Genomic DNA, 23,810 nt, shown 5'->3' on the forward strand with positions numbered 1-23,810 from the left:
TGGGGTGGTCGGTGGTCGGTGGTCGGGTCCGGCGGGGGCGGGCCGCCCGCTCAGGAGTCCTTGGGCTCGACCCGGGCGACCACCACGTGCGGGCGGCCCGGGTGCTCGGCGGTGTAGGCGCGGTGCAGCGCCTCGTGGTCGCGGCCGTCCACCGTCGCGGTCGACCAGCCCTCGGCCGCGAACCGCTGGGCGAGGCCGCCCTGCCAGCCGTGCGTGGCCGAGGAGTTGTCGATCACCACCACGTGCAGCCGGTCCAGTCCGTACGCCCCGGCGAAGGCCACCGCCTCGGCGTTGGAGCCCTCGTCGAACTCCGCGTCGCCGACCAGCACCCACACCGCCGGGTCGGTCAGGCCCTGCGCCCGCAGCCCGAGCGCGGTGCCGACGGCCAGCGGCAGGCCGTGCCCGAGCGAGCCGGAGGCGATCTCCACGCCGGGGACCAGCGTGCGGTCCGGGTGGTGGCCGAGCGGCGAGTCGTAGCCGCCGAAGCTCGGCAGCACCTCCGGGGAGATGAAGCCCTTGGCCGCCAGCACCGCGTAGTAGGCCATCGGGCCGTGGCCCTTGGAGAGCAGGAAGCGGTCCCGGTCCTGGGCCTCGGCGGTGGCGGGGGTGACCCGCAGCACCCGGTCGTACAGCACCCAGAGCGCGTCCAGGGTGGAGGTGGCGGCGGGGCCGTGCTTCTCGTCGCCGGTCATCAGGCCCATCAGGGCCGAAAGGTCCTCGAACCGGGCCCCGGTGGCGGTGCCCGCAGTCGCGTTCGTCGTCATGACCACGATGGTGCAACTTAAAGCCAGCTTGAGGTCAAGCGGTTACAGTGGGCTCCCATGACCGCCCATTCCGACGGCCGCCGGACCCCCGGCCCGCACCACACCGACCTGCTCACCATCGGCCAACTCGCCGACCGCAGCGGACTCGCCCCCTCCGCGCTGCGCTACTACGAGAGCCTCGACCTGATCCAGGCCACCCGCACCACCGGCGGCCAGCGCCGCTACACCCGCGGCACGCTGCGCCGGATCGCCTTCATCCGCGCCGCCCAGCGGGTCGGCCTCTCCCTGGACGAGGCCCGGGTCGCCCTCGACCGCCTCCCCGAACGCCCGGCCCCCAGCGGCACCGAGTGGGACCGGGTCGCCGGGTCCTGGCAGAGCCGGATCGACGAGCAGATCGCCGAACTGGAGCGGCTGAAGGCCAAGCTCACCGGCTGCATCGGCTGCGGCTGCCTCTCGCTGACCCGCTGCGCCCTCTACAACGCCGCCGACCGCGCCGGCGAGGCCGGCCCCGGCGCCCGCTACCTGCTCACCCGCGACCCGGACACCGGGCCCGAGCCGGTCCCGCCGGCCGTCGAGGCCTGCGGCACCCGCCGGAGCCGGCGCTGACCGCCGGAGCCGGTGCTGAAAAGCCTTTGCGCCACGGGTGCCCGCCTGCTTACGGTGCCGCCGTGCTGCCCTTGGTGCTGACGGACGAGGAGTGGGACGCGGTCGTCCCCGACGAGACGGTGATGCGCCCCGGCGCGGAGGCGCTCTGCGCCCGGCTGGGCCTCGCCGGCCTGCCCCTGGAGCGCTTCCCGGAGGGCTCCGTCCCGGTGTACGCGGTCGGCGACGCGCTCGTGCTCAAGCTGTTCCCGGCAGCCGGCGCCCGGGACGGCATCGTCGAGGAGCGCGTGCTCACCCAACTGGACGGCGCCCTGCCGATCCCCACCCCGACCCTCCACCAGGCCGGCGAGGACGCCAACGGCTGGCGCTACCTCCTGATGTCCCGGCTGCCCGGGCAGGGCCTCGCCCCGGCCTGGCCGCGCATCCCGCGGCCCGACCGCGAACGGATCGCCCGCCGCTGCGGCGAGGCGCTCGCCGCCCTGCACGCCCTCGACCCCGAACCGCTCGCCGACACCCTCGGGCCCGGCGACTGGCCGGCCTTCCTCGCGCGCCAACGGGCGGGCGCGGTGGACCGCCAGCGCGAGCGCGGGCTGGCCGAGGAGTGGCTGGAGCAGATCCCGGACTTCCTCGCCGCCGCCCCGCTCCCCACCGCCCCCGGCCGCGCGCTGCTGCACACCGAGTTCATGCGCGAGCACCTGCTCACCGACCCGGCCGACGACTGGCGCCTCACCGGCCTGCTCGACTTCGAGCCCGCGATGATCGGCGACCCGGCCTACGACCTGGTCGCCGTCGGCCTCTTCACCACCCGGGCCGACCCGCACCTGCTCGGCCACCTGCTGGACGCCTACGGCCGCGCCGTGGACCCGCACCTGCTGATGGCGTACACGCTGCTCCACGTCTACAGCAACCTGCCGTGGTACCTCCGGGAGTTGAAGCCCTCGGCGCGGACGCTGGACGCCCTCGCCGAGGAGTGGTTCGGGGTTTCCTAGGGACGTTTTGCGGACACTTTGCGACGCGTGTCAGGGACGCGGGTCGGTGCGCAGCAGGCTGTACCGGACGACGTCGCGCCACTCGCCGCCGCGGAAGGTCACCGCGCGCTGCACGCCCTCCCGGGTGAAGCCGAGCTTCTCCAGGACGCGCTGCTCCGCCAAGTTGCCCGCCTCGGTGTCCGCCTCCAGCCGCATCACCGGCGAGTGCGCGAACAGGTAGTCCACCAGCAGCCGTTGTGCCCGGGTGCCGATCCCCCGCCCGCGTGCCCCCGGCACCAGCTGCACACCCAGGCTCCAGTACGGGGCGGACGGCCGCACCCCGCTGCGGTTGGCGGCGACGAAGCCGCCGAACGCGCCGTCGACGACGACCGCGAGCATCACCTGCTCGTCCTCCAGCAGCCCGCTCGCCGCCCAGCGACGACGGTGCCGCTGCGGGTCCCGCCAGCCGTACCACTGGAATTCACCCAGCGCCTGCGGATCGTTCACCAGCTCCTCGAGGGCGCCGAGGTCGGCCTCGACCATCGGGCGCAGGGTGACGCTTTCTTCGCTCATGTCGGCGTCAACGCAGGATCCGGTGGCACCGGTTCCTCATTCCGTCGGAAATTCCGCGCGCCTGCCCCGCGTCTGTCCCATCGCCTCGCGATTCACCGCGCCGGGCACGACGTCGGCGCCGCCTTCACCTGACGATCGAGCGGGCGAGCCGGAATCCGACGTCGTCGATCCGCAGGGTCGGGTGGCTGCGGCGGCGGACGGAGGCGCGGCAGCTCCAGTGCTCGTCGAACCAGCCGCCGCCGCGCAGGACGCGGTAGTCGCCGTACACCTCGGGGTCGTAGCGCTCCCAGCACCACTCCCAGACGTTGCCGAGCAGGTCGTACAACCCGTAGGCATTGGGGAGCAGTTCGCCCACCGGGTGCGGCCGCTCGTCCGAGGTGCCGCGGTGCCAGGCGATCTCGTCCAGCGGGCCGTAGCGCGGGCCGTCCGTACCGGCGCGGCAGGCGTGCTCCCACTCGGCCTCGGTGGGCAGCCGGTAGCCGCCGGCGGCGCGGTCCCAGGAGACCTCCTCGCCGTCCACCCGGTAGGCGGGGGCGAGGCCTTCGCGCCGGGAGAGTTCGTTGCAGTAGTGGACGGCGTCGAACCAGGAGACGCTGTGCGCGGGCCGCCGGTCGCCGCTCGCCCCCTCGTACTGCTCACGGGTCACCGGACAGGCCGCCAGCTCGTACGCGGCCACGTCGACGGCCCAACTGCGCTGGGTACGACGGTCGGAGAGGGTGACGCGGCCGGCCGGAACGGTGATCATCCACCGATCCTAGGCGGCGCCCCGCAGCAGGGCGATCGCGGACTGCTCGGCCAGCTCCTCCGCGTGCGGCGGCAGCGGCGCACCGGCGTGCAGGGGACCGCGGACGACTGCGAGCGGCAGGCCGGTGACGGCCAGGGTGACCCGGTCGAGGTCCAGCGGCGTGGCGGCGCCGAGCCGCCCGGCCAGCCCGGCCAGGGCCTCCCGCACCCGGAGGCCGCCCTGCCGGTCGCGCAGCCGCTGCTCCTCGGACCACTCCGCCCGACCGAAGGCCTCCGGGCCGTGCAGCAGGACGACGGCCCGCTCCCGGTGGGCCCGGCACCAGGCGACGACCTGCCGGGCGAGCGCGCCCGCCGCGAGGTGCGGCTCCTCGTGCGCGTCGATGGCGGGCAGGCAGGCGTCCTGGAACTCCCCGACCGTCCGCAGCCACAACTCGGCCAGCAGGGCGGCGCGTTGGGGGAAGCGGTGGTAGACGGAGCCGTTGGGCGCACCGCTCTCCCGGGCGACGGCGGACATGGTGACGGCGGCCGGCCCACCGGCGGCCGCGAGCCGTACGGCGGCGTCGAGGAGGGCGGATTCGTCATGGCGGGGTGGCCTGGGCATGTAGTGGAGAGTACTCTCCAATTCAATTGGAGGGGATCATCCAAAACCAGGAGGGGAGCCCCGGCATGGCCGTGCTCAACATCCACGAACGCACCGTCCCGGCACCGGCGGAGACCGTCGGCGCCCTCATCGACAGCCTCGCGAGCCCGGACGACCGGCTCTGGCCGGGCCCGCGCTGGCCCCGGATGCGGTTCGACCGCCCGCTCGCCCCCGGCGCCACCGGCGGCCACGGCCCGGTCCGCTACACCGTCTCCGACTACGCACCGGGCCAGTGGGTGCGCTTCCGCTTCGACGGCCCGCGCGGCTTCGACGGCCACCACGAGTTCACCGTCCACCCGGCGGGCGACACCACCGTCCTCCGCCACACCATCGCCATGCGCCTGCACGGCCCGGCCCTGCTCGCCTGGCCCCTCGCCTTCCGCTGGCTGCACGACGCCCTCCTGGAGGACTGCCTCGACCGGGCGGTACGGGCAGTCGGCGGCACCGTCCCCCACCCCGCCCACTGGAGCCCGTACGTCCGCCTCCTGCACCGCCTGATCCCCCACTGACCGGCGAAGGCCGGGGGGATCAGCCGGGCCATTCACAGCCGGAACGGCCACGAGCACGCAGGGACACGGGCTACCGAGGCAACCGCTCAGCCTCGATCGCCGCCAGGATCCGCCGCCGGAAGGTGGCCGAGGCCTCGGGCAGCCAGTACGCCAACTCCGCTTCGAGACGCCGCCGTTCGGCACGGAGGAGCCGGGCGAGGCGCGTGCGGGAGCAGCGCAGGAACCACCAGCCCAGGATGCGGTCGATCACAAGGGCTCCCCGGTGGGCGAGTTCGCCCAGCGGATCCGCACCTCGCGGTCGCCGACCGGGATGACGACCACCGGGTTTTCGGCGAGGTCGCGGATGGCATCCCGCTCGGCACAGGGGCCGGTGAGGCGGCGCTCCAGCCGCCAGTACTCGAAGCGGGGCATCGGGACGCGGCGGATCGCGTCCCAGATCATCGCGAGGGTCCCGGGATTGAGGGTGTGGACGTCCGACGGCCGGAGCCCGGGGATCTCCACTCGGATGTCGCGATCGGCCCTCATGCGGCCACCTCGCACCAGATGATCTTGCCGATCGGCTCACGCGGGCTGCAACCCCACGACTTGGCGATGGACTTGACGAGGTGCAGACCGCGCCCGGCCTCGACATGGAGGCCGGGCGCGACAAGGACAGGCGGCCGGTCGCGCATGGCGTCGTGCACCTCGACCCGAAGGCGGGTGGAGTCGACGTCGAGCGCGAGGTAGATGCGGTGCCCGGGCGGCGTCCCGTACAGAAGGGCGTTGGTCACGAGCTCCGAGACGACCAGGAGCCCGGGGTCATGGAACCGCTCCCCGCCCGGGAAGGCGGAGAGGAGGGAGGAGAGGAGGTGGCGAGCCTTGCCGGGCGAGCGCCGGCTGCGCGGCAGCCAGGCGTCAGAGGCGGCACTGGTGGGGGTGGACATGGCGAATCACCTTCCAGGCATGGAGCGGAGAAGGTCGAGCAGCCGACATGGCAGCCCGTACGCATCGGACGAAGCGCCAAAACGAGAGTGCGGCACAGTCACGCGACAAGCCTGTGACACATAGCCATCACTCGGTCACGCACAGCATGCAGTAAATCGAGAGTGCATCGCAAGGCAGATCAGCTAAATATGAAAACTTTCATCCCTGGCAGCAAGGTGCCTGCCCTACGCTCCAGTCGGTGGTGGCGAACCGTCACCACTCGCATGCACACTGGTAGCTGAACGTCCTGGAGGGGTTACGTAGATGGCAGTCGCAGTGCCAGCCGTGCGGTATCGACGCATCGCCGCCGAGCTGAGGAGGCTCCGCGAGCTGAAGAACCTGTCGGCCGAAGAGGTGGCCAGCAAGGTCGACGGCGTCAACCTGGTGAAGCTCAGCAGGTACGAGAACGCCCGGGTCCAGCTGAAGCCCGACGTCGTCCGGGCGCTGCTCGACTTCTACGAGTGCGACCCGGAGCTCAAGGAGGTCCTGGTCGAGATCCTCCGGGACAAGCGCCGGCCCGGCTGGATGGCCGGCTACGAGCAGCTGAACCCGCTCTACACGGATCTGATCCGCCTCGAAGAGACGGCCGTCGGCAACAAGTCCTACCAGTCCGCTTACATCCCCGGACTCCTGCAGACCCGCCACTACGCCCACGCCATCATCGCCAGTGGCGTGATAGACAAGCCCAGCGTCGAAGAGCGCGTCGAAGTCCGGATCAACAGGCAGTCCGTCCTCACCCGGTCCGAGAACCCGCTGAAGCTGTGGGCCGTGATCCATGAATCGGCCCTGACGATGAGCGCCGCCCCGGGCGTGATGGCCGACCAGTTGGACAAGCTGCTCCAGTTCAGCCAACTCCCCAACATCAAAGTCCAGATCATGCCGGCCATGGCTCCGCCGCACCCCGGAATGACCGGGCCGTTCGCACTCCTGGAGTTTCGACAGCGCGATCTCGACCTGGTCCTGCTCAGCGGAATGCTCAGCAGCGACTGGGTGGAGGATCCGGACCAAGTCGACATCTATCGAGCGGCGTTCGACGAAATCATGGCAACCGCCTTGGATCTGGACCAGTCACGCAACCTCATCGCACAGAAGAGAGAAACGCTCAAGTGACCCACTTCCCTGTCGCCTCCGCACTCCCCACCCGCTGGAGGAAGGCAACCGCCAGCAACCCCAACGACGACTGCGTCGAGGTCGCCGACAGCATCACCGGCACCGTCCCGGTCCGCGACAGCAAGGACCCCCACGGCCCCGCCCTCGGCTTCACCCCCGAAGCCTGGCAGTCCTTCCTCACCGGCATCCGCACCAACGACTTCCCCACCACCCCCTGACCCGCCTCCCCCGGGCGGCCCCGCACACCCCGCGGGGCCGCCCGCCTCCTAGCGCGCTGCGTCGCACGGCAAGACCGTGCTCGAATTCCCCAGGCACACGATGCAGTCCTTCCCGGAGGTGAACGGTGGCGGCCCCCACGCTTGAGGATCTACTGCGGAGCTGCACCAGGTCGGCGCTCCACCTGGAGATGCGCGACGGCTACATGCGCGACGACCCATTGTTCCTCCGTTGGCTCAGCGGGCACCGGGACGATCCGGCCGACCGCTCGTCATGGTGGAGCCCCTGGCTACAGCTGATCGAGGAGACCACCGGTCGCGGAGTCGACGTGCGACGAGCCCGCATCGCCTCGGAACCGGCGAGCGAGTACATCCGCTTCGAGCACGAGATCACGTTCCGGAACCTCGCTTCCGGCGAACAGGTCCGGTGGCTCCCCCGCCGCCAGACGACCGATCTGGCGCTCCCGGGCAACGACTTCTGGCTCATCGACGGCCAGTACCTCCTGGTCCACCACTTCAGCGGCGAGGGCGACTTCGTGGACGACGAAGTCAGCACCGACTCTCACACCCTGGCTCTCTGCGCCTCGGCCTTCGAGGCCGTCTGGGAGCGCGGAATCGACCACGACAGGTACACCGTCTGATCCCGGCTCGCCGGCATCCCGCTCGGCGAGAGCATTCCGGCAGGTATCCGACCGTCATTTTTCGGGTGGCCTCGTGCCGAGCACGAGGCCACCCTCACTTGACGTCTGTAGCGGCGTCACGACACGGTGTCACTCACACGGACTTGCAACCGACTTCACGGAAGGGGCAGTCATGACACTTCGCCTCATCGGGATCGACCCGGACTCGCCAAACGGTGGCTCTCCGACGGTCTGGCTCGAAGACGAAGCCGCGGAGATCGTCGTACAGGGGTGGCTCCCCTCCCCGGACATGCTCCGCACCATCACCGAGACCGAGTGGGCTCCTGATCACCCTGCCGGCGTCCCGAACCACGAGGGCGTCGTCCGTGTCCCTGTCCGGATGATTCCGGCTTTGCGGAAGGTGTGCGATGACGCAGAACGTGCCGGACTTTGGCGCCCTGCTGCGGAGCGCTGAGCGCTCGGCGGTCCACCTGGAGATGCGGGACTCCTATGCGGACGACCCTGTCTTCGCCGACTGGCGCGCGGGACTACCGGTCGACCGACCCGACGCCTACGAGCTCCCAGCGGAGTACCAGGCCTGGGCCGAGCTGGTGAAGGAGACCGTGGCTCGGGGCGTGGCGATGCGTCGCGCCCGGATCGTCTCCGAACCCGTCACCGACTACATCCGCTGGGAACACGCCATCACCGAACGGCACAACATCGCCCTCGGCGAGCACGTGCGCTGGCTCCCCCGTCGCTTGGCGTCCGATCTCTCGCTGCCTGGAAATGATCTCTGGCTGATCGATGACCGCCTGGTCCTCTTCCACTGGTTCACCGGCGACGGCGACTGGGCGGGCCACGAGTTCACCGAGGACCCTGCCACAGTGAGGCAGGTCACCACGGCATTCGAAGCGGTGTGGGATCGCGCCAGGCCGCACGCGCAGTACGCTGTCTGATCCACCGTCAGCACCGGGCAGTCCATCACATGTCGTCGTCTCCGTCGTCCAGTGTCGTCGAGGCCCGCAAGGCCCTCGCCAATCGGCTGGTCGTGATCCGCAAGGACGCCGGACTCACCGGCGAGGAGCTCTCTGCCCGGTGCGGGTGGCACCCCGCCAAGACCAGTCGTATCCAGAGCGGCAAGTCCGCACCCTCCGAGGACGATCTCCGCGCCTGGTGCACTGCGTGCGATGCCGAGGAGCAGCTCCCTGACGTCATCGCCACCGCCCGCGCCGTCGAATCGATGTACACCGAGTGGCGTCGGATGGAGCACGCCGGGCTGCGGGCCGCGCAGGAGTCCGTCGGCACGCTCTACCAGCGCACCGAGGTCTTCCGTGTGTACGCGAGCCGAGTCATTCCCGGCATGGTGCAGACAACCGACTACACCGCTGCCGTACTGCGCTCGATCCAACGCGACCGAGTGCCCGTCGATGACGTAGAGGAGGCCGTGGCGGCGCGGCTGGACCGCCAGCGCATGCTGTTCTCCGGCCGGCATCGACTCGGGCTGCTGGTCGAAGAGTACGTGCTCCGCGCCGCCGTGTGCGACGCCAGGACGATGGCGGACCAACTCGACCACCTCATCACAGCGGCCGCCAGCCCCTTCGTCAGCCTGGGCGTCATCCCCACCGGTTGCCACCGATCCCAACTTCCGGTCGAGGACTTCTACATGTTCGACGAGGCCGAGGTCGCCGTCGAGCTGACTTCCGGGTATCTGCGCATCACACGACCTCACGAGATCGCCGATTACCTGCGCACCTACACCGCCCTGGCAGGAATGGCCGTCTACGGCACGAAGGCTCGGCAGGTCATCACCTCGGCGGTCGACGCACTCGGGTGAATCGGCGCAAGATGGCGCAACTTCTTTGAAAGAGCGATCTGTTGCTCCGTAGCGTCATGAGTGCTCCGCCATGCGGAGCGTCCACGAGCGCAAGGAGAGGCCTTGTCACTCCTACGAGCTGAGCGGAGCAGTGCCTTGCAGGTCACCGACCCACCGCAGCCGAAACCGAAGTCCGAGCCCAGGCCGACGACACCGCGTCCGCCGGACCGGTACCGGCCCACCGGGCCGCACACCCGCAGCAGTGGCCACCGCGGATCCGCGATCGGGGTGGCAGGGAAGCACGCGGGCGACCAGGACCCGGGCAAGGACAAGCCGTCGAAGGACACCTCGCGCCCGGCGCCCGCCCCGAAGCACGAGAAGAAGGACAAGTGACGGAGAGCCTCCACCCGCAGCAGGCCGCCTCGCGCGGCCTGCTGCGGGCCATCAGCGAAGAGCTCGGTCGTCCCGTCCCGTCGGAGTGGAAGGACGCCATCACGGCGGTCCCGCGCCACCGTTTCCTCCCGGAGCGGATCTGGCTCTCCGACGACAGCGGCGACCTCGAACCGTGCGACATCCGCTCCGAGCCCGACCGCTGGTTCGCGGCCGCCTACGACAACGCTCCGGTCGTCACCCAGGTCAACGACGGCGTGGAGCCGGCCGACGGCTCCGACGCCTGGCCGTCGTCCTCGGCGTCCTCACCGGCGATGGTCGTGCGAATGCTCGAAGCACTCGATGCCCGCCCCGGCCAGACCGTCCTGGAGGTCGGCACCGGCACCGGCTGGAACGCGGCTCTGCTCGCGCACCGGGCCGGTCCCGGCCGTGTCGTCTCGATCGAGATCGACCCCGCGGTCACCTGGCGGGCCCACTCGTCCCTGAACGCGGCGGGCGTGGACGTGGAGGTCGTCTGCGGGGACGGAGCCCTTGGTTGGGCCCGGCGGCAGCCGTACGACCGGGTCGTCTCCACTTGCTCGGTCAGCCGGGTGCCGACGGCGTGGATCGAGCAGACCCGCCCCGGCGGCACCATCGTGACGCCGTGGGAGAGCCCGATGCTCTCCTGGGGACTGCTCACCCTCACCGTCGAAGGCGGGCGCGCGACCGGGCGGTTCAGCCCGGACGCCTCGTTCATGCTGATGCGCGGCCAGCGGATCGACCTGCGCATCTTCCGGGACATCGTCCGTGACGACCACGAACCCGAGGAGTCCACCACCCGGCTCTCACCGTGGCAGGTGAGCGGCGAGGACCTGGACGCGCGGTTCGCCCTCGGGCTGAAGCTCGGCGACGTGTGGACGGCCTGGCAGCACGAGCCGGATGCCGAAGGAGTGGCCTCCCGGCTCTGGGTGGCCACGACGGACGCGCGCTCGTGGGCCGCCGTCGACCACGACGGCCGGCAGGAGGACCGCTTCGCCGTCCGGCAGTACGGCCCGCGCCGCCTCTGGACCGAGATCGAGGACGCCCACGCCTGGTGGGAGAAGCAGAACCGGCCGGGCCCGGACCGGTTCGGGCTCCGTATCACCGGTGAGGAACAGCTCGTCTTCCTCGACGAGCCGACCGCCGCCGTCGGCCGGGTGCCGTAGCGCGCGACCGAGCCGGGGCGGCCGATAAGCCGCCCCGGCTAAGTCGGGTGGCTACTCCCAGCGCCAGCCGTTGTTGTCCCGGCAGGTGAGAACACGGCCGTTGGCGTCGCTGCCGGTGTCGCCGTGGGCGCTGTTGGGGCAGATGCGACCCCGGACTATGCAGTTGCCCTTGGAATCCGTGGTGCAGGCTGACGCCTGGTGCTCCGAGGGTGCGGCGGGCTGCGGCGCCGGCGGGGCGTGCGTCGGGGCCGGGGCCGGGGCGGGCGGGGCGGCGGGGGCAGCAGGGGCGGCCGGGGCGGGGGTCGCCGGAGGGGCGCTCGGTGCCGCCGGATCGGCCGGTGCGGTCGCGGTCGGGGAGGCCGGGGCCGGGGCCGGGTCCGCCGGGGCGGGCGCGGCGCCTCCCGGGCAGTCCTCCTCGTTCTTCACCACGGACAGCGTCACCGTCGTGTCCTTCGCCGAGGGTTCCCCGGCGGCCGGCTGCTGGGAGCAGACCTTCCAGTGGCTCGGCATGAGGACGGACCGCGCGTGGGACTCGCCCGCGTGGACGTCCTGGAACGTCACGGTCTTGGCGGCCCGGGCGTCCGGCTGCTGGAGGGTGTCCTTGGCCTTGTCCCCGTGCATTCCGACCACGCTCGGGATCGGAATCGGCGTCGCCGCCGACGACGTTTCGTCGGCCGAGGCCTTGCACCCGGCCGCGAGGAGGGTGGCGGCCAGCGCGGCGGCGGCGAGGGCGGTCGCCCGCCTCCGGTGGGAGGGGCGGGTCGGTCGGGCTTCGTGCGACGGAGCGGTCGTCGGCTGTATCACGGCAGGCAAACGTCTTCCGAGTCGGCGGTGGGCGTGGTGGGCGGAGCGTGGAGCGGGCAAAACTTTTCGAACGTACACCACCTCACTGGCGGAAGCCTGGGAATCCCTGCCGGGAATCCTTGATCGAAGCGTGATGTCGGCCCCCTCCCCGGGGCCTCTCCCCGCCCGCCGGAAACGGCCTGTCCCGGCCTCCGGCGACAGCGACGCCGCCCTCCTCCACGCCCCCGAGGCACCCGTCCACACCAGAACCAGAGTGCCCCCAACAGCCCACCACCCAGCGGCTTTTGCCACGATCGCGTCCGCCCTCCAAGCGTCCTACGCTCGGCCGTATGAACCGTACGATCCGCACCACCGAAGACGTCCTCGCCCTCCTCGACGGCTTCTTCCGGCCGGCCGAACCGTTCTGGGACCGGTTCTACGAGGACCGGTCCGCCGAGCGCCCGTTCTTCGCGCCGAAGCCGGACGAGAACCTGGTCTCCTGGCTCGACTCCGGCCTGCTGCCGCCGGCCCCCGGCCGGGTGCTCGACCTGGGCTGCGGCACTGGCCGCAACGCGATCCACCTGGCCTCGCTCGGCTTCGAGGTGGACGCCGTCGACCTCTCCGCCACCGCCCTCGCCTGGGCCGAGGAGCGCGCCCGCGAGGCCGGCCCCGGAGCCCGCCCGCGCTTCCACCGGGCGAGCATCTTCGAGGTCCAACTCCCTTGCGACTCCTACGACCTGGTCTACGACTCCGGCTGCCTGCACCACCTGCCGCCGCACCGCCGGGTCGGCTACCTGGCCCTCCTGGACCGCGTCCTCGCCCCGGGCGGGCACTTCGCCGTCACCGCCTTCGCGGCCGGGGCGATGGGCTCCGAGCGGCCCGACGAGGAGCTCTACCGGCTCGGCTCGCTGGAGGGCGGGTTGGCCTACTCGTCGGCCGAACTGCGGTCGCTGTTCCGCGAGTTCGAGCCGCTGGAGATCCGCCCGATGGCGGCGCACGGCCCGGATTTCGAGGCCTTCGGCGTCCCCTTCCTCCTCACAGCGCTCTTCCAGCGAACTGCCAGCCTCTAACCAGCCTCTCATCCTCCGCCCCTAGCCTCCGGCCCTATGAACGTCTCCCTGCTCGACGGCTGGTTCCCGTGGACGGTCCAGGCGGCGGCCCTCGCGCTGCTCCTGGCCACCGCCGCCCGACGGGAGCGGGCGTGGCTGCGGAGGCGGGGGCCGATCGCGCTCGGGACGGCGCTGGCGCTCACCGCGGCCGGCGCCGTCGCCGTGCTGACGCTGGGCGGGATCACCGACCCGGTCCCGTTCGGGGTCTGGCTGTGGAGCGGGGTGGCGGTGGCGGCGCTGTGCGTGCTCGGCTTCGGCTGGCGCGGCGCGCGGTGGTGGCGCCGGGCGCTGGTGGCGCCGACCGTGCTGCTGGCGCTGTTCTGCGCGGCGAACAGCGTGAACATCGCCACCGGCTACTACCCGACGCTGGACGACGCGATCGGCGAGCTCGGCGGGCAGCCGCTGCCGGAGCAGATCACCCTGGACGAGCTGAAGTCGATCCACGGCCGGACGGGCACGGGCCGCATCGTCCAGGTCGACATACCGGACACCGCCGGCGGCTTCGCCCACCGCCAGGAGCTGGTCTACCTGCCGCCCGCCTGGTTCCGCAGCCAGACCCGGCCCAAGTTGCCTGTCCTGGAGATGATCGGCGGCGAGTTCGCGGCGCCCGACAACTGGATCCGCTCGGGCAACGCCGTGAAGACCGCCGACGCCTTCGCCGCCCGGCACAACGGCTTCGCCCCGATCCTGGTGTTCGTGGACGCCACCGGCGGCTTCCGGGTGGACACCGAGTGCGTGGACGGCCCGCACGGCCAGGCCGAGAGCCATCTGCTCAAGGACGTCCCGCCGTTCGTCCAGAAGACCTTCAACGCCGCCACCGACCCGCACAAGTGGGGCGTGGCCGGCTGGTCGATGGGCGGCACCTGCGCGGTCGACCTCACCGTCGAGCACCCGAACGTCTTCACCCACTTCGGCGACTTCTCCGGCGACAAGGGCCCGTCCACCGGCGACAAGGACCACACCGTCCAGGAGCTGTACGGGGGTGACGCCGCGGCCTGGGCCGCCCACGACCCGCTGACCGTGCTCGCCCACCACCCCAAGTACCAGGGCGTCTCCGGCTACTTCGCCCAGGGCGACGAGGAGCACGGCCAGATCGACTCCGCCAAGGCCCTGGAGTCGGCGGCCCGGAAGGACGGCATCCGCACCGTGAACGTGGTCGGCTCCGGCAGGCACACCTGGCAGACCGGTGCCGCGTCCTTCGCCCAGGCCCTCCCCTGGCTCGCCCAGCAGCTCGGCGTCCCGGGCACCCATGCGTAACGGCACCCATGCGTAACGGCTCACCCGCATAACGGCGCGCTCCCTCCTCCCCGTTCGACGGCCGCCGCCCGTCGCGCGGTTCAGCTCCGGCTGTTGACCTCGCGCACCCCTTCGCCGCCGGTCGCCGGGCCCGGCACACCCGTCCCCACCAGCCCGGATGTGCCGCACCCGGCCCGCGCGCGGTGCCGGTCGCGCGCCCCGGGGATCCCCCGCACGCCGTCCGCCACCTGACCCCACCCACCCCACAGGACCCATCAACCCCAAAGGGAATCCGGGCCTCCGGCCGGAACCCGGCTTTGCGAGCGGCCGTTCGGTGGCATAGGTTTCGACCGCCGCCGATGCGCCGCCACGACCCTGACCGCCCCTCATCTCCGAGGCGGGCGGCGGGCCGAGGAGCCGACGGCCCTAACGCACAGGGGGAGGCCCGCCATGCCGAGTGCCCGCGACCGCGCGTCGCGCGGGCGGCGAGGACGGACGGCCGGCGCCGCGCACCAGCGGCCCGCGGCCGACCCCGCCCTTCGCCCCCAACGGCAGGGCGGTGCGCGGCCGACCCCGTTCCACGCCACCGGACACCCGAGGAACAGTCAGTTGCGCACCACCAGAGTCGTCACCGCCACCGCCGCCGCCCTCGTCTGCCTGGGCGCGCTCAGCGCCTGCGGGCCCGACAACGGGGACGGCGGCCAGACCGCCCTCCCCGCCGCGGCCCCCACGCCCAGCACCAACCCCACCAAGCCCGCCGGCTCCGACAAGGGCATCCCGGACAAGGCCTGGATGGACACCAAGAACATCCCGATGGACGAGAGTTACCACTACACGCCGCTGGCGGCCAACGCCAAGCAGGTCTCCGGGCCGGTCCAGTTCAAGGGCCTGGAGCTGTGCCGCGCCGCGATCGCCAAGGACGACGAGCCGCTGTTCACGGGCACCGCCGCCGCGAAGTCCGAGGTCGGCTTCGGCGGGGACCGCTGGGCGGCCCAGCAGACCCTGCTGTTCCACGGCGACCCGGTCCACAGCAGCGCCGCCAAGCAGTCCACCAACATGGCCGAGGCGCGCCTGGCGGAGGCGCTCAAGTCCTGTGCCAAGACCGCGCCCGGCGCCACCGTGAAGGTCGAAAGCGCCCCGGACGCGCCGTACTTCGCCGCCGTGCTGACCGTCCCGCAGGCCGACGGCGGCACCGTCACCCTGCACGAGTACGTGGTCGGCGACGGCGGTACGGTCAGCGAGCTGGCCGTCTGGGCCACCACCAAGGCCGGTGCCCAGCCCAAGGACGCCTGGAAGGCCCCCGAGGACAAGGCCGTCGGCACCGGCATGACGGCGGCGATGTGCGAGGCGCTCCCCGGCTGCGACGGGCGCTGACGTCCAGCGCGCGCCCGGTCCGCCCGACCCCTCCCGAGGACCGGGACGGGGGCGGACGGACCGGGCGGCCCGATCAGATCAGGCCCGGGCTCACAGCCCCAGGACGCTGAGCGCGGTGGTCCAGTCCTTCGCGATCGCGGCGCGCGCGTCGTCGAGGCCGGCCCGGCCGCCGCAGACCGCGTTCTTGAGCTTGGTCTCGACGGAGTCCTTGCTCTGCGCCGGCTGGCTGCCGTAGCGCGGCTCGGGCCACAGGTTGGCCGGGTCGCGCGGGGCGCCGCCGAGCTCCAGCGGGACGAGGTGGTCCTCCTCGTAGTCCGCCGTGCTGGTGTCCGCGTAGCCGTAGGCCGCGATCTGCTGCACCTTCAGCGCGTTGGTGTAGCTGGTCGGCGGGCGGACGGTGGCGGTCCAGCCGGAGACGCAGATGGTCTGGCCGATGGTCGCCTGGGTGACGTCCGGGTTGTACGCACCGGGGGTGCAGGACGGGTCGGGCAGCGGCAGGTACGCCTGCGAACAACTCGCCGCGAGCGTACGGGCCTTCTGGGCGGTGCCGTGGGCCGGGGCGGCGGCCTGCGCGGTGCCGGCGGCGAGCCCGGCGGCGGCGAGGGCGGCCGCCGAGGCGGTGACGGTGAGACGGTGACGGAGCATCATGGGGGAAGCACTCCTGGTCCGGCCCGGCCTCTCGCCGGGCGACTGTGCTCATGACAGCACCACCCGGCCGACCACCGTCAGATCCGTGACGTGAACGCCTGGTGACCGCGTCTCTACAACCGCGCCCCGACGAGCGCCCCGTGCGAGGACCCCGCGCGAGCGCCCCGCCCCCGTCTCCCCGCCCCCGCCTCCCGGCCGTGCGGTCAGCCCCGCAGGACCGCCAGCTCGACCTCCCGGCCGGCCAGGCCGTCGGGCGCCGGCAGCGTCACCCCGGAGGGCTCGAAGCCGGCCTTCCGGTACATCGCCTCGGCCCGGGGGTTGTCCTCGTGGACGAACAGCCGCACCCGCTCGATCCTGGGCCCGGTGAGCGACCACGCCCACTCCTGGAGGGTCCGGATCAGGTCGAGCGCCAGCCCGGTGCCCCGCGCCTCCGCGCGGACGAACACCCCGACCACGTGCACCTGGTCGACCTCGACGAGGTCGCCCTCCAGGGCGCCGTTCCCGCCGGCCGGCTCGACCAGGCCGGTCATGCTGCCGAGCCAGCGCCCGTCCTCGGCCTCCGCGATGAACTGCGCCGCGTGCGGGTCCGTCGCCGCCCGGGTCGTGCGGTCCTGCCAGAACTCGTCGGGCTTGGTGACGGCCTGCTCGTAGACCTCCAGGAAGGCCACGGCCGCGACCGGGTCCCGCAGCGCGTCCAGCCGGAGGTCCCGGGCCCGCTGCCAATCCTCGACCCGTACCTGTCTGATGATGATTCCGGTGCTCATCGCCTGATCATTCCATCGGCACCATTGGCCCGCGCAACCGATTTCCAAGGCCGCAGACCTCTAGCCCCGGGACGACTCCAGCAGCCGCGCCAGCAGCGCCGCCGGCCCCTCCGGCAGGCTGCCGTGGACGAGTTCGGTGCGGTGCACCAGCCGGGGCGCGGCGATCGGCGCGTACCCGACCCCGGGCGCCGCCGCGAGCACCGGCTCGGGCAGCAGGGTGAGCCCGTGCCCGGCCGCCACCAGCGCGAGCAGTCCGTGCAGGTCGGTGCCCTGGTAGCGGGTCGCGGGCCGGAAGCCGTCGACGCCCGCGGCCGCGCGCAGCCGGGCCGCGGGCGGGGTGAGGTCGGGGGCGTCCAGCCAGCGGGCGGCGGAGAGGTCGGCGAGCGCGAGGCCGGCGCGCCCGGCCAGCGGGTGGCCGACGGGCAGCGCGACGGCGACCGGCCGCTCGGCCACCGCGACGGTACGCAGCGGGCCGACGTCGGGCAGCGGCAGCGGGTCGCTGGGCGCGGCCAGTCCGTCGACCAGGGCGAGGTCGACCTCGCCGGTGGCGACCTGGGCGGGCAGCACGTCCTGGGCGAGGACCCGGACCACCGGTTCCGCCCGCGGGTACGCGCGGCGCACCTCGCCGAGCGCGCGCCCCAGTGCCGCACCGACCGCCAGCGCGGTGGCCCCGAGCACCAGCCGGGTGTTCGGCGCGCCCGCCAGGCGTGCGACGTCGGCGCGCGCCGCCTCCAGCCGGACCAGCAGCGGTGCGGCGTGCTCCAGCAGCCGCTGCCCGGCCCCGGTCGGGCCGACCGGGCGGCGGAGCAGCAGCGCGGTCCCGAGGTCCGCCTCCAGCGCGGCGATCTGCTGGGAGACCGCGGACTGGGTGTAGCCGAGCTCCCGGGCCGCCTCCGAGAAGGAGGCGAGGCGGGCGACGGTGACGAAGGTGCGCAGCTGCTGCGGGTCCACGGTGGACATCAACCGTTCTGATCGAAGCTTAAGGAATCATCGTTGGCGCTGATCTCGGGTGCGGGGTCAGGATAGCCGCATGACGCATCAGACCCCCCGGGTCGCCCTCGTCGGCGACCGCTCCCCCGCCGTCCGCTCGCACGCCCGGATCCCCGGCCTGCTGGACGCCCTCGCCGAGCACGACCACCTCGTCCTGGACGCCTACTGGATCCCGACCGGGGACGCCGCCGCGCCCGGCGCCCTGGACGGCTTCGACGCGGTCTGGCTGCTGCCCGGCAGCCCGTACCGCAGCGAGGTCGGCGCGCTGGCCGCCGTCCGGACCGCCCGCGAGCGCGGCATCCCCTTCCTCGGCACCTGCGCCGGGTTCCAGCACGCGGTGCTGGAGTACGCCCGGAACGTCTGCGGCCTGGCCGGGGCCGTGAACGGCGAGGACCACCCGGACGCGGAGCAGCAGGTGATCGTCCCGCTGGCCTGTTCGCTGGTCGGCCACGAGGGGGCCGTCACCGTCACCCCGGGGAGCCTCGCCGAGCGGGTCCTCGGCGCCACCCGCACCCTGGAGCGCTACCACTGCGCGTACGGACTCAACGGCGCCTACCTGGAGCGGCTGGCCGCGCACGGCCTGCGGTTCAGCGGCGCGGACGAGTCGGGCGAGGTGCGCGTCCTGGAGCTGCCCGGCCACCCGTTCTTCCTGGCCTCGCTCTTCCAGCCCGAGCTGTCCGGCGACGGCACCCGGGCGCACCCCATGATCCGTGCCCTGGCCGGCGCCGCCGTGACGCACGCGGACGCGGACGCGGGCACCCCGGCCGCGACGGTCACAACGGTCACAACGGCCTGATCAAGCCCCGCACCTGAGCGCGCCTCATGCGCGAGCGCGTCTCACATCGGCAGCGACCGCAGCCGCACCGGCCCCTCCGGCCACCCGGCCCCGACGGCCAGCGGCGCCCACATGGTGCGCAGCGGCATCTCCGCCAGCCGCCCCTCCGGCTGCTCCACCGTCACCCGCTCGGCCACCTCCCGGAAGCCGAGCCCCCGGTAGAACGCGGCCAGCGGCGGGCGGCAGAACAGCAGCGCGTACCGGTGGCCGAGCGTGCGCGCGTGGTCGAGGGCGGCCCCGACCACGGCCTGCGCGAGGCCGCCGTGGCGCCGGTCGGGCGCGACGCAGACCCCGCCGACGCCCATCACGGCCAGGTCGGTGCCGCCCACGGTGAGCGGCAGCGGCACCAGTCCGGTGTGGGCGACGAGCCGGCCGTCGGCGGCCCGGATGCCGAAGTGGATCTCCTTGGGGCGGAAGGTCAGCCCCGTGTACGCGACGCCGTACGGGTCGTCCCCGGGGCCGAGGATCTCAGCCTGCTCGGCGCGGCCGTACTGCGCGAGCCGTTCGACCACGGGCGCTCCGACGAGCGGCTGTTCGGCGGGAGACTGTCCGGCGGGAGGCTGTCCGGCGAGCGGCGGCGCGGGCGAGAAACGATCATCCATTCCGCCATGCTCCCCTCCCGCCGGAGCCTTCCACCAGTCCCTTCCCGGCCACTCGGTCCGCCGGGCGCCGGCCGCCCCGATCGGCCACCGGGGGCCGACCCGGCGTCAGGCCGCCGCGCGCCGCACCAGCTCCGCCCAGACCTCGGCCACCCGCGCCTCCAGCTCCGCCAGGCCGCCGCCGTTGTCGATCACCAGGTCCGCGATCGCCAGCCGCCCGTCCCGGGAGGCCTGCGCGGCCATCCGGGCCCGGGCCTCCTCCTCGGCCATCCCGCGCAGCCGCACCAGCCGGTCCAGCCGCACGTCGTCGGCCGCGTCCACCACCACGACCAGGTCGAACAGCGGCGCCAGGCCGTTCTCGGCCAGCAGCGGCACGTCGTGCACCACGACCGCGTCCGGCGCGGCCGCCGCCTCCAGCTCGGCGGAGCGGGTCCGCACCAGCGGGTGGACGATCGCGTTCAGCGCCTTCAGCCGCTCCGGGTCGGCGAACACGACCGCGCCGAGCGCCGGACGGTCCAGCGAGCCGTCCTCCCGCAGCACCCCCGGTCCGAACTCGGCGACCACGGCCGCCAGACCGTCCGTTCCGGGGGCGACCACCTCGCGGGCGATCACGTCGGAGTCCACGATCACCGCGCCGTGCGCGGCGAACAGCCGGGACACCTCGCTCTTGCCCGCACCGATGCCGCCCGTCAGTCCGATCTTCAGCATGGCGTCAGGCTACCGGTGCCCCCTCGAACCCGTCAGCAGAGGCCCGGCCGGCCCAGGCCCGGTCGGCCCGGCTCCGACCCGAACAGGCCCGGCTCCGATCCGAACAGGCCCGGCGAAGCCCGGATCCGGTCGAGCACAGGCCCGGTCAGCCCAGCTCCAGGCTCTCGCCCTCCCCCAGCACCAACAGCTCCGCACCCGTCCCCGGCCCGTCCGGCCCGACCAGCCGGGTCTGCACGGCGAGCCCGATCGGGCTGAGCACCGCCTCGTGCACCGGCACCGCACGGCGCGGCGAGGCTTCCCGGACGTAGTCGACCACCTCGGAGGCCTTGCTCCAGGGGGCCGCGATCGGCAGCAGCAGGGTCTCCACGGCGTGCGGCGGCACGGTGAACGCGTCGCCGGGGTGGAACAGCCGGCCGTCGAAGAGGAAGCCGATGTTCCGCACCGGCGGGAGGTCCCGGTGGATCTCCGCGTGCCACTCGCCGTGCACCGAGACGCCGAGCCCGCCGACCTCGAAGGCGTCGCCCTCGCCGACCACGCCGACCCGCTGCGCCACGCCGTCCAGCTGGTCGGCGACGGCCCGGTTGGTCCACACCCGCAGCGCCGGGTCGGCTTCCAGCGCGGCGCGCAGCCGGGACTCCTCGAAGTGGTCCATGTGCTCGTGGGTGATCAGGACGGCGTCCGCCCCGGCCAGGGCGGCGGGGTCGGTGAAGCTCCCGGGGTCGACGACGACCGTGCTGCCGCCGTGCTCGACACGTACGCAGGCATGTCCGAACTTGGTGATTCGCATGCTCGAAACCCTACAGCAAGGCTGTACAGCAGTGCTGGATATTTTGCCGATAGACTTCCCCCATGACCAGCGAAGCCCCGCACCCGGACACCCTGGAACTCGCCGCCGACCTGCGCGCCGCCCTCGGCAGCCTGGTCCGCTCCCTGCGCGACAGCGATGAACTGCCGCAGAACCAGGCCGCCGTCCTCGGCCTGCTGGTCCGCGACGAACGCTCCTGCACGGTCGCCGAACTCGCCGCCCTCCAGCGGGTCCGCCACCAGTCGATGGCCCGCACCGTCGCGCTGATGACCGAGGCCGGACTGGTCGTCCAGCAGCCCCACCCCACCGACGGCCGCAAGCTGCTCGTCACCGCCACCGGGGCCGGCCGCACCGCCCTGCTCGACCAGCGCGCCCGCCGCGAACACCGGATCGCCACCGCCATCGAGTCCCGCCTCGACCCCGCTGAACGGGACCGGCTCCGCGCCGCGGTCGACCTGCTACGCCGGCTGGGCTGAGCCCACCAGGCCGTCGCGGGCCGCCGCCTCCCCGTCGGCCGGCCTCGGCGCCGGGACCACCGCCGCCCCGATCTCCGGCACCGACCCGCTCTCCGCCGCCGGCACCACCGGCCGCGGCGCCGGGACGTCCGCCGCCCCGATCTCCGGCAGGTCGACGTGCTCGCTCAGCCCGAACCGCCGGTGCAGCCGCCGCAGCGGGGCGGGCGCCCACCAGTTGAACTCGCCGAACAGGCTCATCGCGGCGGGCACCAGCAGGCACCGCACCAGGGTGGCGTCCACCGCGACGGCGACGGCCAGCGCGATGCCCATCTGCTTGACCATCAGCATGTCCCCGAGCGCGAACCCGGCGAAGACGATCACCATCAGCAGCGCCGCCGAGGTGATGATCCGACCGCTGCGCTGCACGCCCAGCTCCACCGCCCGGACGCAGTCGTGCCCGCGCAGGGTCAGCTCCCTGATCCGGGCGAGCAGGAACACCTCGTAGTCCATCGACAGCCCGAAGGCGAAGGCGAAGACCAGCACCGGTATGAAGGTCTCCAGCCCGCCGGTCGGGCTGAACCCGAGCAGCCCGCTGAACCAGCCGTCCTGGAACACCAGGGTGAGCGCGCCGAGCGAGGCGCCCAGCGAGAGCAGGTTCATCAGCAGCGCCTTGACCGGCATCACCACCGAGCCGGTCATCAGGAAGAGCAGCACCAGCGTCCCGGCCGCGACCAGGCCCAGCGCCCACGGTCCGCGCGAGAGCAGCTCGTCCTGGAAGTCCACCACCGAGGCCGCACCGCCGGTGACGTAGGTGGTCAGCCCGCCGCGGTCGGCCCGCAGCTCCTCGACCACCTGCTTGGCCTGCCCGCCCTGCGGGTCCCCGGGCACCAGGACGTCGATCGTGGAGACCGCGTCGCCCACCGGCGACACGGCCCGCACCCCGCTCACCCCGGGCAGCTTGGCGACCACCTCGTCCGCGTACGCCTGCGCCACCGGCGCCCCGCCCTCGACCACCACGGTGATCGGCGCGGCCGAGGCCTGCGGGAAGCGCTGGTCGATCGTCTCGGCGACCTGCCGCCCGGCCGAGGAGGCGGGCAGGACGGCGGCGCCGGAGCTGCGCATCTCGGCGTGGAGGAACGGCGCCCCGGCCGCCAGCAGCAGGGCCACCGAGGCGAGCGTGACCAGGACCGCCCGCTTGCGCACCCGGCGCACGGTCCGGCTGAAGAACCCCTCGTCGGCCACGGGCGCGGCGGGCGCCTTGATCCGCGCGCCGGCGAAGCCGAGCAGGGCGGGGATCAGGGTCAGCGCGGCGGCGACGGCGATCACCACGACGCTCACCCCGGCCGCGGCCACCGCGCCGAGCACCGGGCTGGTGAAGACGAACAGGCCGGAGAGGGCGACGGCGACGGTCAGTCCGGAGAAGGCCACGGTGCGTCCGGCGGTCGCCGCGGTCCGTTCGACGGCGGCGGCGATGTCCGCGCCGTGGCCGCGTTCCTCGCGGAAACGATTCACCATGAGCAGCGCGTAGTCGATCGAGAGGCCGAGCCCCAGCACCGTGGCGATCGGCAGCACGCTGGTGTCGATGTCCATGATCCGGCTGAACCCGAACATCGCCAGCAGCGCGCCGCCCACCGAGGCGACCGCCCCGATCGCCGGCAGCGCGGCCGCCGCCAGCCCGCCGAAGACCAGCACCATGACGATCAGCGTGAGCGGCAGCGTCACCAGCTCGCCGAACCGGGTGTCCTTCTCGGTCTGCTTCTTGACCTCCTGCTGGAGCACCAGGTCCCCACCGACCGTGACGTGGGCGCCGCCCGCCCCGTTCAGCGCGGCGAGCCGCTGGGTGACGGCGTCGGTCTGGGCGGTGCTCGCGGTGTCGGCCATCCGTACGGTGACCAGGCTCGCCGTCCCGTCGGCGGAGCGCAGCGCGGCCGGCGCCGGTCCGGTGCCGTACGCGTCGAGGGCGGAGGAGACCCCGGGCAGGGCGGCGATCTCGGCGGTGGCCCGCTCGACGGCGGCCCTCACCTGCGGATCGTCCACCGGCCTGCCGTCCACCACGGCGGTGACGGTGCCCTTGGCCGGGTCGGCCGCGGCGACCACCGCACCGCCCCGGTCGGCCTCGGCGCTGGCGGAGGAGGCCCCGGCCACCGAGCCCTCGAAGACCCGGCCCCCGATCAGGACGCCGACCACCAGGACGACGGCCCACAGGCCGAGCACCCAGCGGCGGTGGCGGAAGCAGAACCGGCCGACGGCCGCGAGCCTGCCGCCGACCACGGCGGTGGGGGCGGCGGGAGAGGGAGTGCGCATGAGGAGCCTTTCGGGCGGCTCCCCTCAATCTAGGGGCAACCCGAACTACGGCCTATAGATGGGCAATGAGCCCCATCTCACACTTTCCTTCACATAAACCACAC

The 23,810-nt window shown here is 73.1% G+C and carries 29 protein-coding genes; 14 read left to right on the top strand and 15 right to left on the bottom strand.

Annotation, left to right across the window (positions count from 1 at the left end; translation table 11 throughout):
- Positions 1–50: 50 nt before the first annotated feature.
- Positions 51–764, bottom strand: a complete 714-nt coding sequence (locus ACFY4B_RS04875; protein ID WP_049654931.1) for a thiamine pyrophosphate-dependent enzyme — start codon at positions 762–764, stop codon at positions 51–53.
- A 57-nt stretch (positions 765–821) separates the two neighbouring features.
- Here ACFY4B_RS04875 and soxR point away from each other — a divergent pair, with 57 nt between their 5' ends.
- Both soxR and ACFY4B_RS04885 read left to right on the top strand, forming a co-directional pair.
- The gene (soxR, locus tag ACFY4B_RS04880; protein ID WP_387966473.1) at positions 822–1,370 is read left to right on the top strand and encodes a redox-sensitive transcriptional activator SoxR; all 549 of its coding nucleotides are present in this window, start codon (positions 822–824) and stop codon (positions 1,368–1,370) included.
- 62 nt (positions 1,371–1,432) lie between these two features.
- Entirely contained in the window at positions 1,433–2,356 is a 924-nt protein-coding gene (locus ACFY4B_RS04885) for a phosphotransferase family protein (protein WP_387966474.1), read from the top strand.
- 30 nt (positions 2,357–2,386) lie between these two features.
- On the opposite strand, the gene ACFY4B_RS04890 is transcribed toward ACFY4B_RS04885, so the two are convergent.
- From ACFY4B_RS04890 to ACFY4B_RS04900, 3 genes are all read right to left on the bottom strand, one after another.
- The gene (locus ACFY4B_RS04890; RefSeq protein WP_387966475.1) at positions 2,387–2,908 is read right to left on the bottom strand and encodes a GNAT family N-acetyltransferase; all 522 of its coding nucleotides are present in this window, start codon (positions 2,906–2,908) and stop codon (positions 2,387–2,389) included.
- Positions 2,909–3,032: 124 nt separating this feature from the next.
- Entirely contained in the window at positions 3,033–3,653 is a 621-nt protein-coding gene (locus ACFY4B_RS04895) for a formylglycine-generating enzyme family protein (protein ID WP_387966476.1), read from the bottom strand.
- A gap of 9 nt (positions 3,654–3,662) precedes the next feature.
- Positions 3,663–4,253, bottom strand: coding sequence for a TetR/AcrR family transcriptional regulator (locus ACFY4B_RS04900; protein WP_387966477.1), 591 nt, complete (start codon positions 4,251–4,253; stop codon positions 3,663–3,665).
- Between the two features lie 65 nt (positions 4,254–4,318).
- Between ACFY4B_RS04900 and ACFY4B_RS04905 the strand changes: the two genes are divergently transcribed.
- Complete coding sequence (locus ACFY4B_RS04905; protein WP_387966478.1) at positions 4,319–4,801, top strand: SRPBCC family protein; 483 nt, start codon at positions 4,319–4,321, stop codon at positions 4,799–4,801.
- Positions 4,802–4,871: 70 nt separating this feature from the next.
- Here the strand turns inward: ACFY4B_RS04905 and ACFY4B_RS04910 are convergent, their stop codons facing one another.
- The 3 genes from ACFY4B_RS04910 to ACFY4B_RS04920 are packed head-to-tail and all read right to left on the bottom strand — an operon-like array spanning position 4,872 to position 5,724.
- Positions 4,872–5,051: a hypothetical protein gene (locus ACFY4B_RS04910; protein WP_387966479.1), complete on the bottom strand. Its 180-nt coding sequence runs from the start codon at positions 5,049–5,051 to the stop codon at positions 4,872–4,874.
- Positions 5,048–5,326: a hypothetical protein gene (locus ACFY4B_RS04915; protein ID WP_387966480.1), complete on the bottom strand. Its 279-nt coding sequence runs from the start codon at positions 5,324–5,326 to the stop codon at positions 5,048–5,050. The genes ACFY4B_RS04910 and ACFY4B_RS04915 overlap by 4 nt, the downstream gene beginning before the upstream one ends.
- Positions 5,323–5,724, bottom strand: coding sequence for an ATP-binding protein (locus tag ACFY4B_RS04920; RefSeq protein ID WP_387966481.1), 402 nt, complete (start codon positions 5,722–5,724; stop codon positions 5,323–5,325). The genes ACFY4B_RS04915 and ACFY4B_RS04920 overlap by 4 nt, the downstream gene beginning before the upstream one ends.
- 304 nt (positions 5,725–6,028) lie before the next feature.
- Here ACFY4B_RS04920 and ACFY4B_RS04925 point away from each other — a divergent pair, with 304 nt between their 5' ends.
- From ACFY4B_RS04925 to ACFY4B_RS04950, 6 genes are all read left to right on the top strand, one after another.
- Entirely contained in the window at positions 6,029–6,874 is an 846-nt protein-coding gene (locus tag ACFY4B_RS04925) for a helix-turn-helix domain-containing protein (protein WP_387966482.1), read from the top strand.
- Positions 6,871–7,092 (top strand): DUF397 domain-containing protein, encoded by a 222-nt coding sequence (locus tag ACFY4B_RS04930; protein ID WP_375873943.1) that lies wholly within the window; start codon positions 6,871–6,873, stop codon positions 7,090–7,092. The genes ACFY4B_RS04925 and ACFY4B_RS04930 overlap by 4 nt, the downstream gene beginning before the upstream one ends.
- A 125-nt stretch (positions 7,093–7,217) precedes the next feature.
- A complete protein-coding gene (locus ACFY4B_RS04935) occupies positions 7,218–7,730 on the top strand; it encodes a DUF6879 family protein (protein WP_387966483.1) in 513 nt (170 codons plus the stop codon).
- 407 nt (positions 7,731–8,137) lie between these two features.
- Positions 8,138–8,665 carry a DUF6879 family protein gene (locus tag ACFY4B_RS04940; RefSeq protein WP_387966484.1) on the top strand — a complete coding sequence of 176 codons (528 nt, stop codon included), beginning with the start codon at positions 8,138–8,140 and terminating at the stop codon, positions 8,663–8,665.
- 29 nt (positions 8,666–8,694) lie between these two features.
- Positions 8,695–9,543: a helix-turn-helix domain-containing protein gene (locus tag ACFY4B_RS04945; RefSeq protein ID WP_387966485.1), complete on the top strand. Its 849-nt coding sequence runs from the start codon at positions 8,695–8,697 to the stop codon at positions 9,541–9,543.
- A gap of 368 nt (positions 9,544–9,911) precedes the next feature.
- Positions 9,912–11,096: a methyltransferase domain-containing protein gene (locus ACFY4B_RS04950; protein ID WP_387966486.1), complete on the top strand. Its 1,185-nt coding sequence runs from the start codon at positions 9,912–9,914 to the stop codon at positions 11,094–11,096.
- A 51-nt stretch (positions 11,097–11,147) separates the two neighbouring features.
- Here the strand turns inward: ACFY4B_RS04950 and ACFY4B_RS04955 are convergent, their stop codons facing one another.
- Positions 11,148–11,900 carry a hypothetical protein gene (locus tag ACFY4B_RS04955; protein WP_387966487.1) on the bottom strand — a complete coding sequence of 251 codons (753 nt, stop codon included), beginning with the start codon at positions 11,898–11,900 and terminating at the stop codon, positions 11,148–11,150.
- 329 nt (positions 11,901–12,229) lie between these two features.
- Between ACFY4B_RS04955 and ACFY4B_RS04960 the strand changes: the two genes are divergently transcribed.
- The 3 genes from ACFY4B_RS04960 to ACFY4B_RS04970 all read left to right on the top strand — a co-directional run bounded on the left by ACFY4B_RS04960 (position 12,230) and on the right by ACFY4B_RS04970 (position 15,598).
- The gene (locus tag ACFY4B_RS04960; RefSeq protein ID WP_387966489.1) at positions 12,230–12,949 is read left to right on the top strand and encodes a class I SAM-dependent methyltransferase; all 720 of its coding nucleotides are present in this window, start codon (positions 12,230–12,232) and stop codon (positions 12,947–12,949) included.
- A gap of 36 nt (positions 12,950–12,985) precedes the next feature.
- Complete coding sequence (locus ACFY4B_RS04965) at positions 12,986–14,245, top strand: alpha/beta hydrolase (RefSeq protein ID WP_387966490.1); 1,260 nt, start codon at positions 12,986–12,988, stop codon at positions 14,243–14,245.
- Between the two features lie 588 nt (positions 14,246–14,833).
- Complete coding sequence (locus ACFY4B_RS04970) at positions 14,834–15,598, top strand: hypothetical protein (RefSeq protein ID WP_049658563.1); 765 nt, start codon at positions 14,834–14,836, stop codon at positions 15,596–15,598.
- A 90-nt stretch (positions 15,599–15,688) separates the two neighbouring features.
- Here ACFY4B_RS04970 and ACFY4B_RS04975 read toward each other — a convergent pair whose 3' ends face one another.
- The 3 genes from ACFY4B_RS04975 to ACFY4B_RS04985 all read right to left on the bottom strand — a co-directional run bounded on the left by ACFY4B_RS04975 (position 15,689) and on the right by ACFY4B_RS04985 (position 17,970).
- A complete protein-coding gene (locus tag ACFY4B_RS04975) occupies positions 15,689–16,246 on the bottom strand; it encodes a hypothetical protein (protein WP_049658561.1) in 558 nt (185 codons plus the stop codon).
- A gap of 203 nt (positions 16,247–16,449) precedes the next feature.
- Positions 16,450–17,010 carry a GNAT family N-acetyltransferase gene (locus tag ACFY4B_RS04980; RefSeq protein ID WP_387966491.1) on the bottom strand — a complete coding sequence of 187 codons (561 nt, stop codon included), beginning with the start codon at positions 17,008–17,010 and terminating at the stop codon, positions 16,450–16,452.
- Between the two features lie 60 nt (positions 17,011–17,070).
- Positions 17,071–17,970 carry a LysR family transcriptional regulator gene (locus tag ACFY4B_RS04985; RefSeq protein ID WP_387966492.1) on the bottom strand — a complete coding sequence of 300 codons (900 nt, stop codon included), beginning with the start codon at positions 17,968–17,970 and terminating at the stop codon, positions 17,071–17,073.
- Positions 17,971–18,040: 70 nt separating this feature from the next.
- Between ACFY4B_RS04985 and ACFY4B_RS04990 the strand changes: the two genes are divergently transcribed.
- Positions 18,041–18,796: a hypothetical protein gene (locus ACFY4B_RS04990; protein WP_387966493.1), complete on the top strand. Its 756-nt coding sequence runs from the start codon at positions 18,041–18,043 to the stop codon at positions 18,794–18,796.
- Between the two features lie 41 nt (positions 18,797–18,837).
- Here the strand turns inward: ACFY4B_RS04990 and ACFY4B_RS04995 are convergent, their stop codons facing one another.
- From ACFY4B_RS04995 to ACFY4B_RS05005, 3 genes are all read right to left on the bottom strand, one after another.
- On the bottom strand, positions 18,838–19,437 hold the full coding sequence (locus ACFY4B_RS04995; protein WP_387966495.1) for a GNAT family N-acetyltransferase: 600 nt from the start codon (positions 19,435–19,437) through the stop codon (positions 18,838–18,840).
- A 105-nt stretch (positions 19,438–19,542) separates the two neighbouring features.
- The gene (gene coaE, locus ACFY4B_RS05000; RefSeq protein ID WP_049659638.1) at positions 19,543–20,142 is read right to left on the bottom strand and encodes a dephospho-CoA kinase; all 600 of its coding nucleotides are present in this window, start codon (positions 20,140–20,142) and stop codon (positions 19,543–19,545) included.
- Positions 20,143–20,287: 145 nt separating this feature from the next.
- Complete coding sequence (locus ACFY4B_RS05005) at positions 20,288–20,929, bottom strand: MBL fold metallo-hydrolase (protein WP_117487381.1); 642 nt, start codon at positions 20,927–20,929, stop codon at positions 20,288–20,290.
- Between the two features lie 62 nt (positions 20,930–20,991).
- Here ACFY4B_RS05005 and ACFY4B_RS05010 point away from each other — a divergent pair, with 62 nt between their 5' ends.
- Positions 20,992–21,423, top strand: a complete 432-nt coding sequence (locus ACFY4B_RS05010; RefSeq protein WP_074000974.1) for a MarR family winged helix-turn-helix transcriptional regulator — start codon at positions 20,992–20,994, stop codon at positions 21,421–21,423.
- Here the strand turns inward: ACFY4B_RS05010 and ACFY4B_RS05015 are convergent.
- The gene (locus ACFY4B_RS05015) at positions 21,406–23,706 is read right to left on the bottom strand and encodes an MMPL family transporter (protein ID WP_387966496.1); all 2,301 of its coding nucleotides are present in this window, start codon (positions 23,704–23,706) and stop codon (positions 21,406–21,408) included. The two genes, ACFY4B_RS05010 and ACFY4B_RS05015, sit on opposite strands and share 18 nt — an antisense overlap.
- Positions 23,707–23,810 lie beyond the last annotated feature (104 nt).

The sequence above is a fragment of the Kitasatospora sp. NPDC001261 genome (genome assembly GCF_042896795.1).
Taxonomy (GTDB): domain Bacteria; phylum Actinomycetota; class Actinomycetes; order Streptomycetales; family Streptomycetaceae; genus Kitasatospora.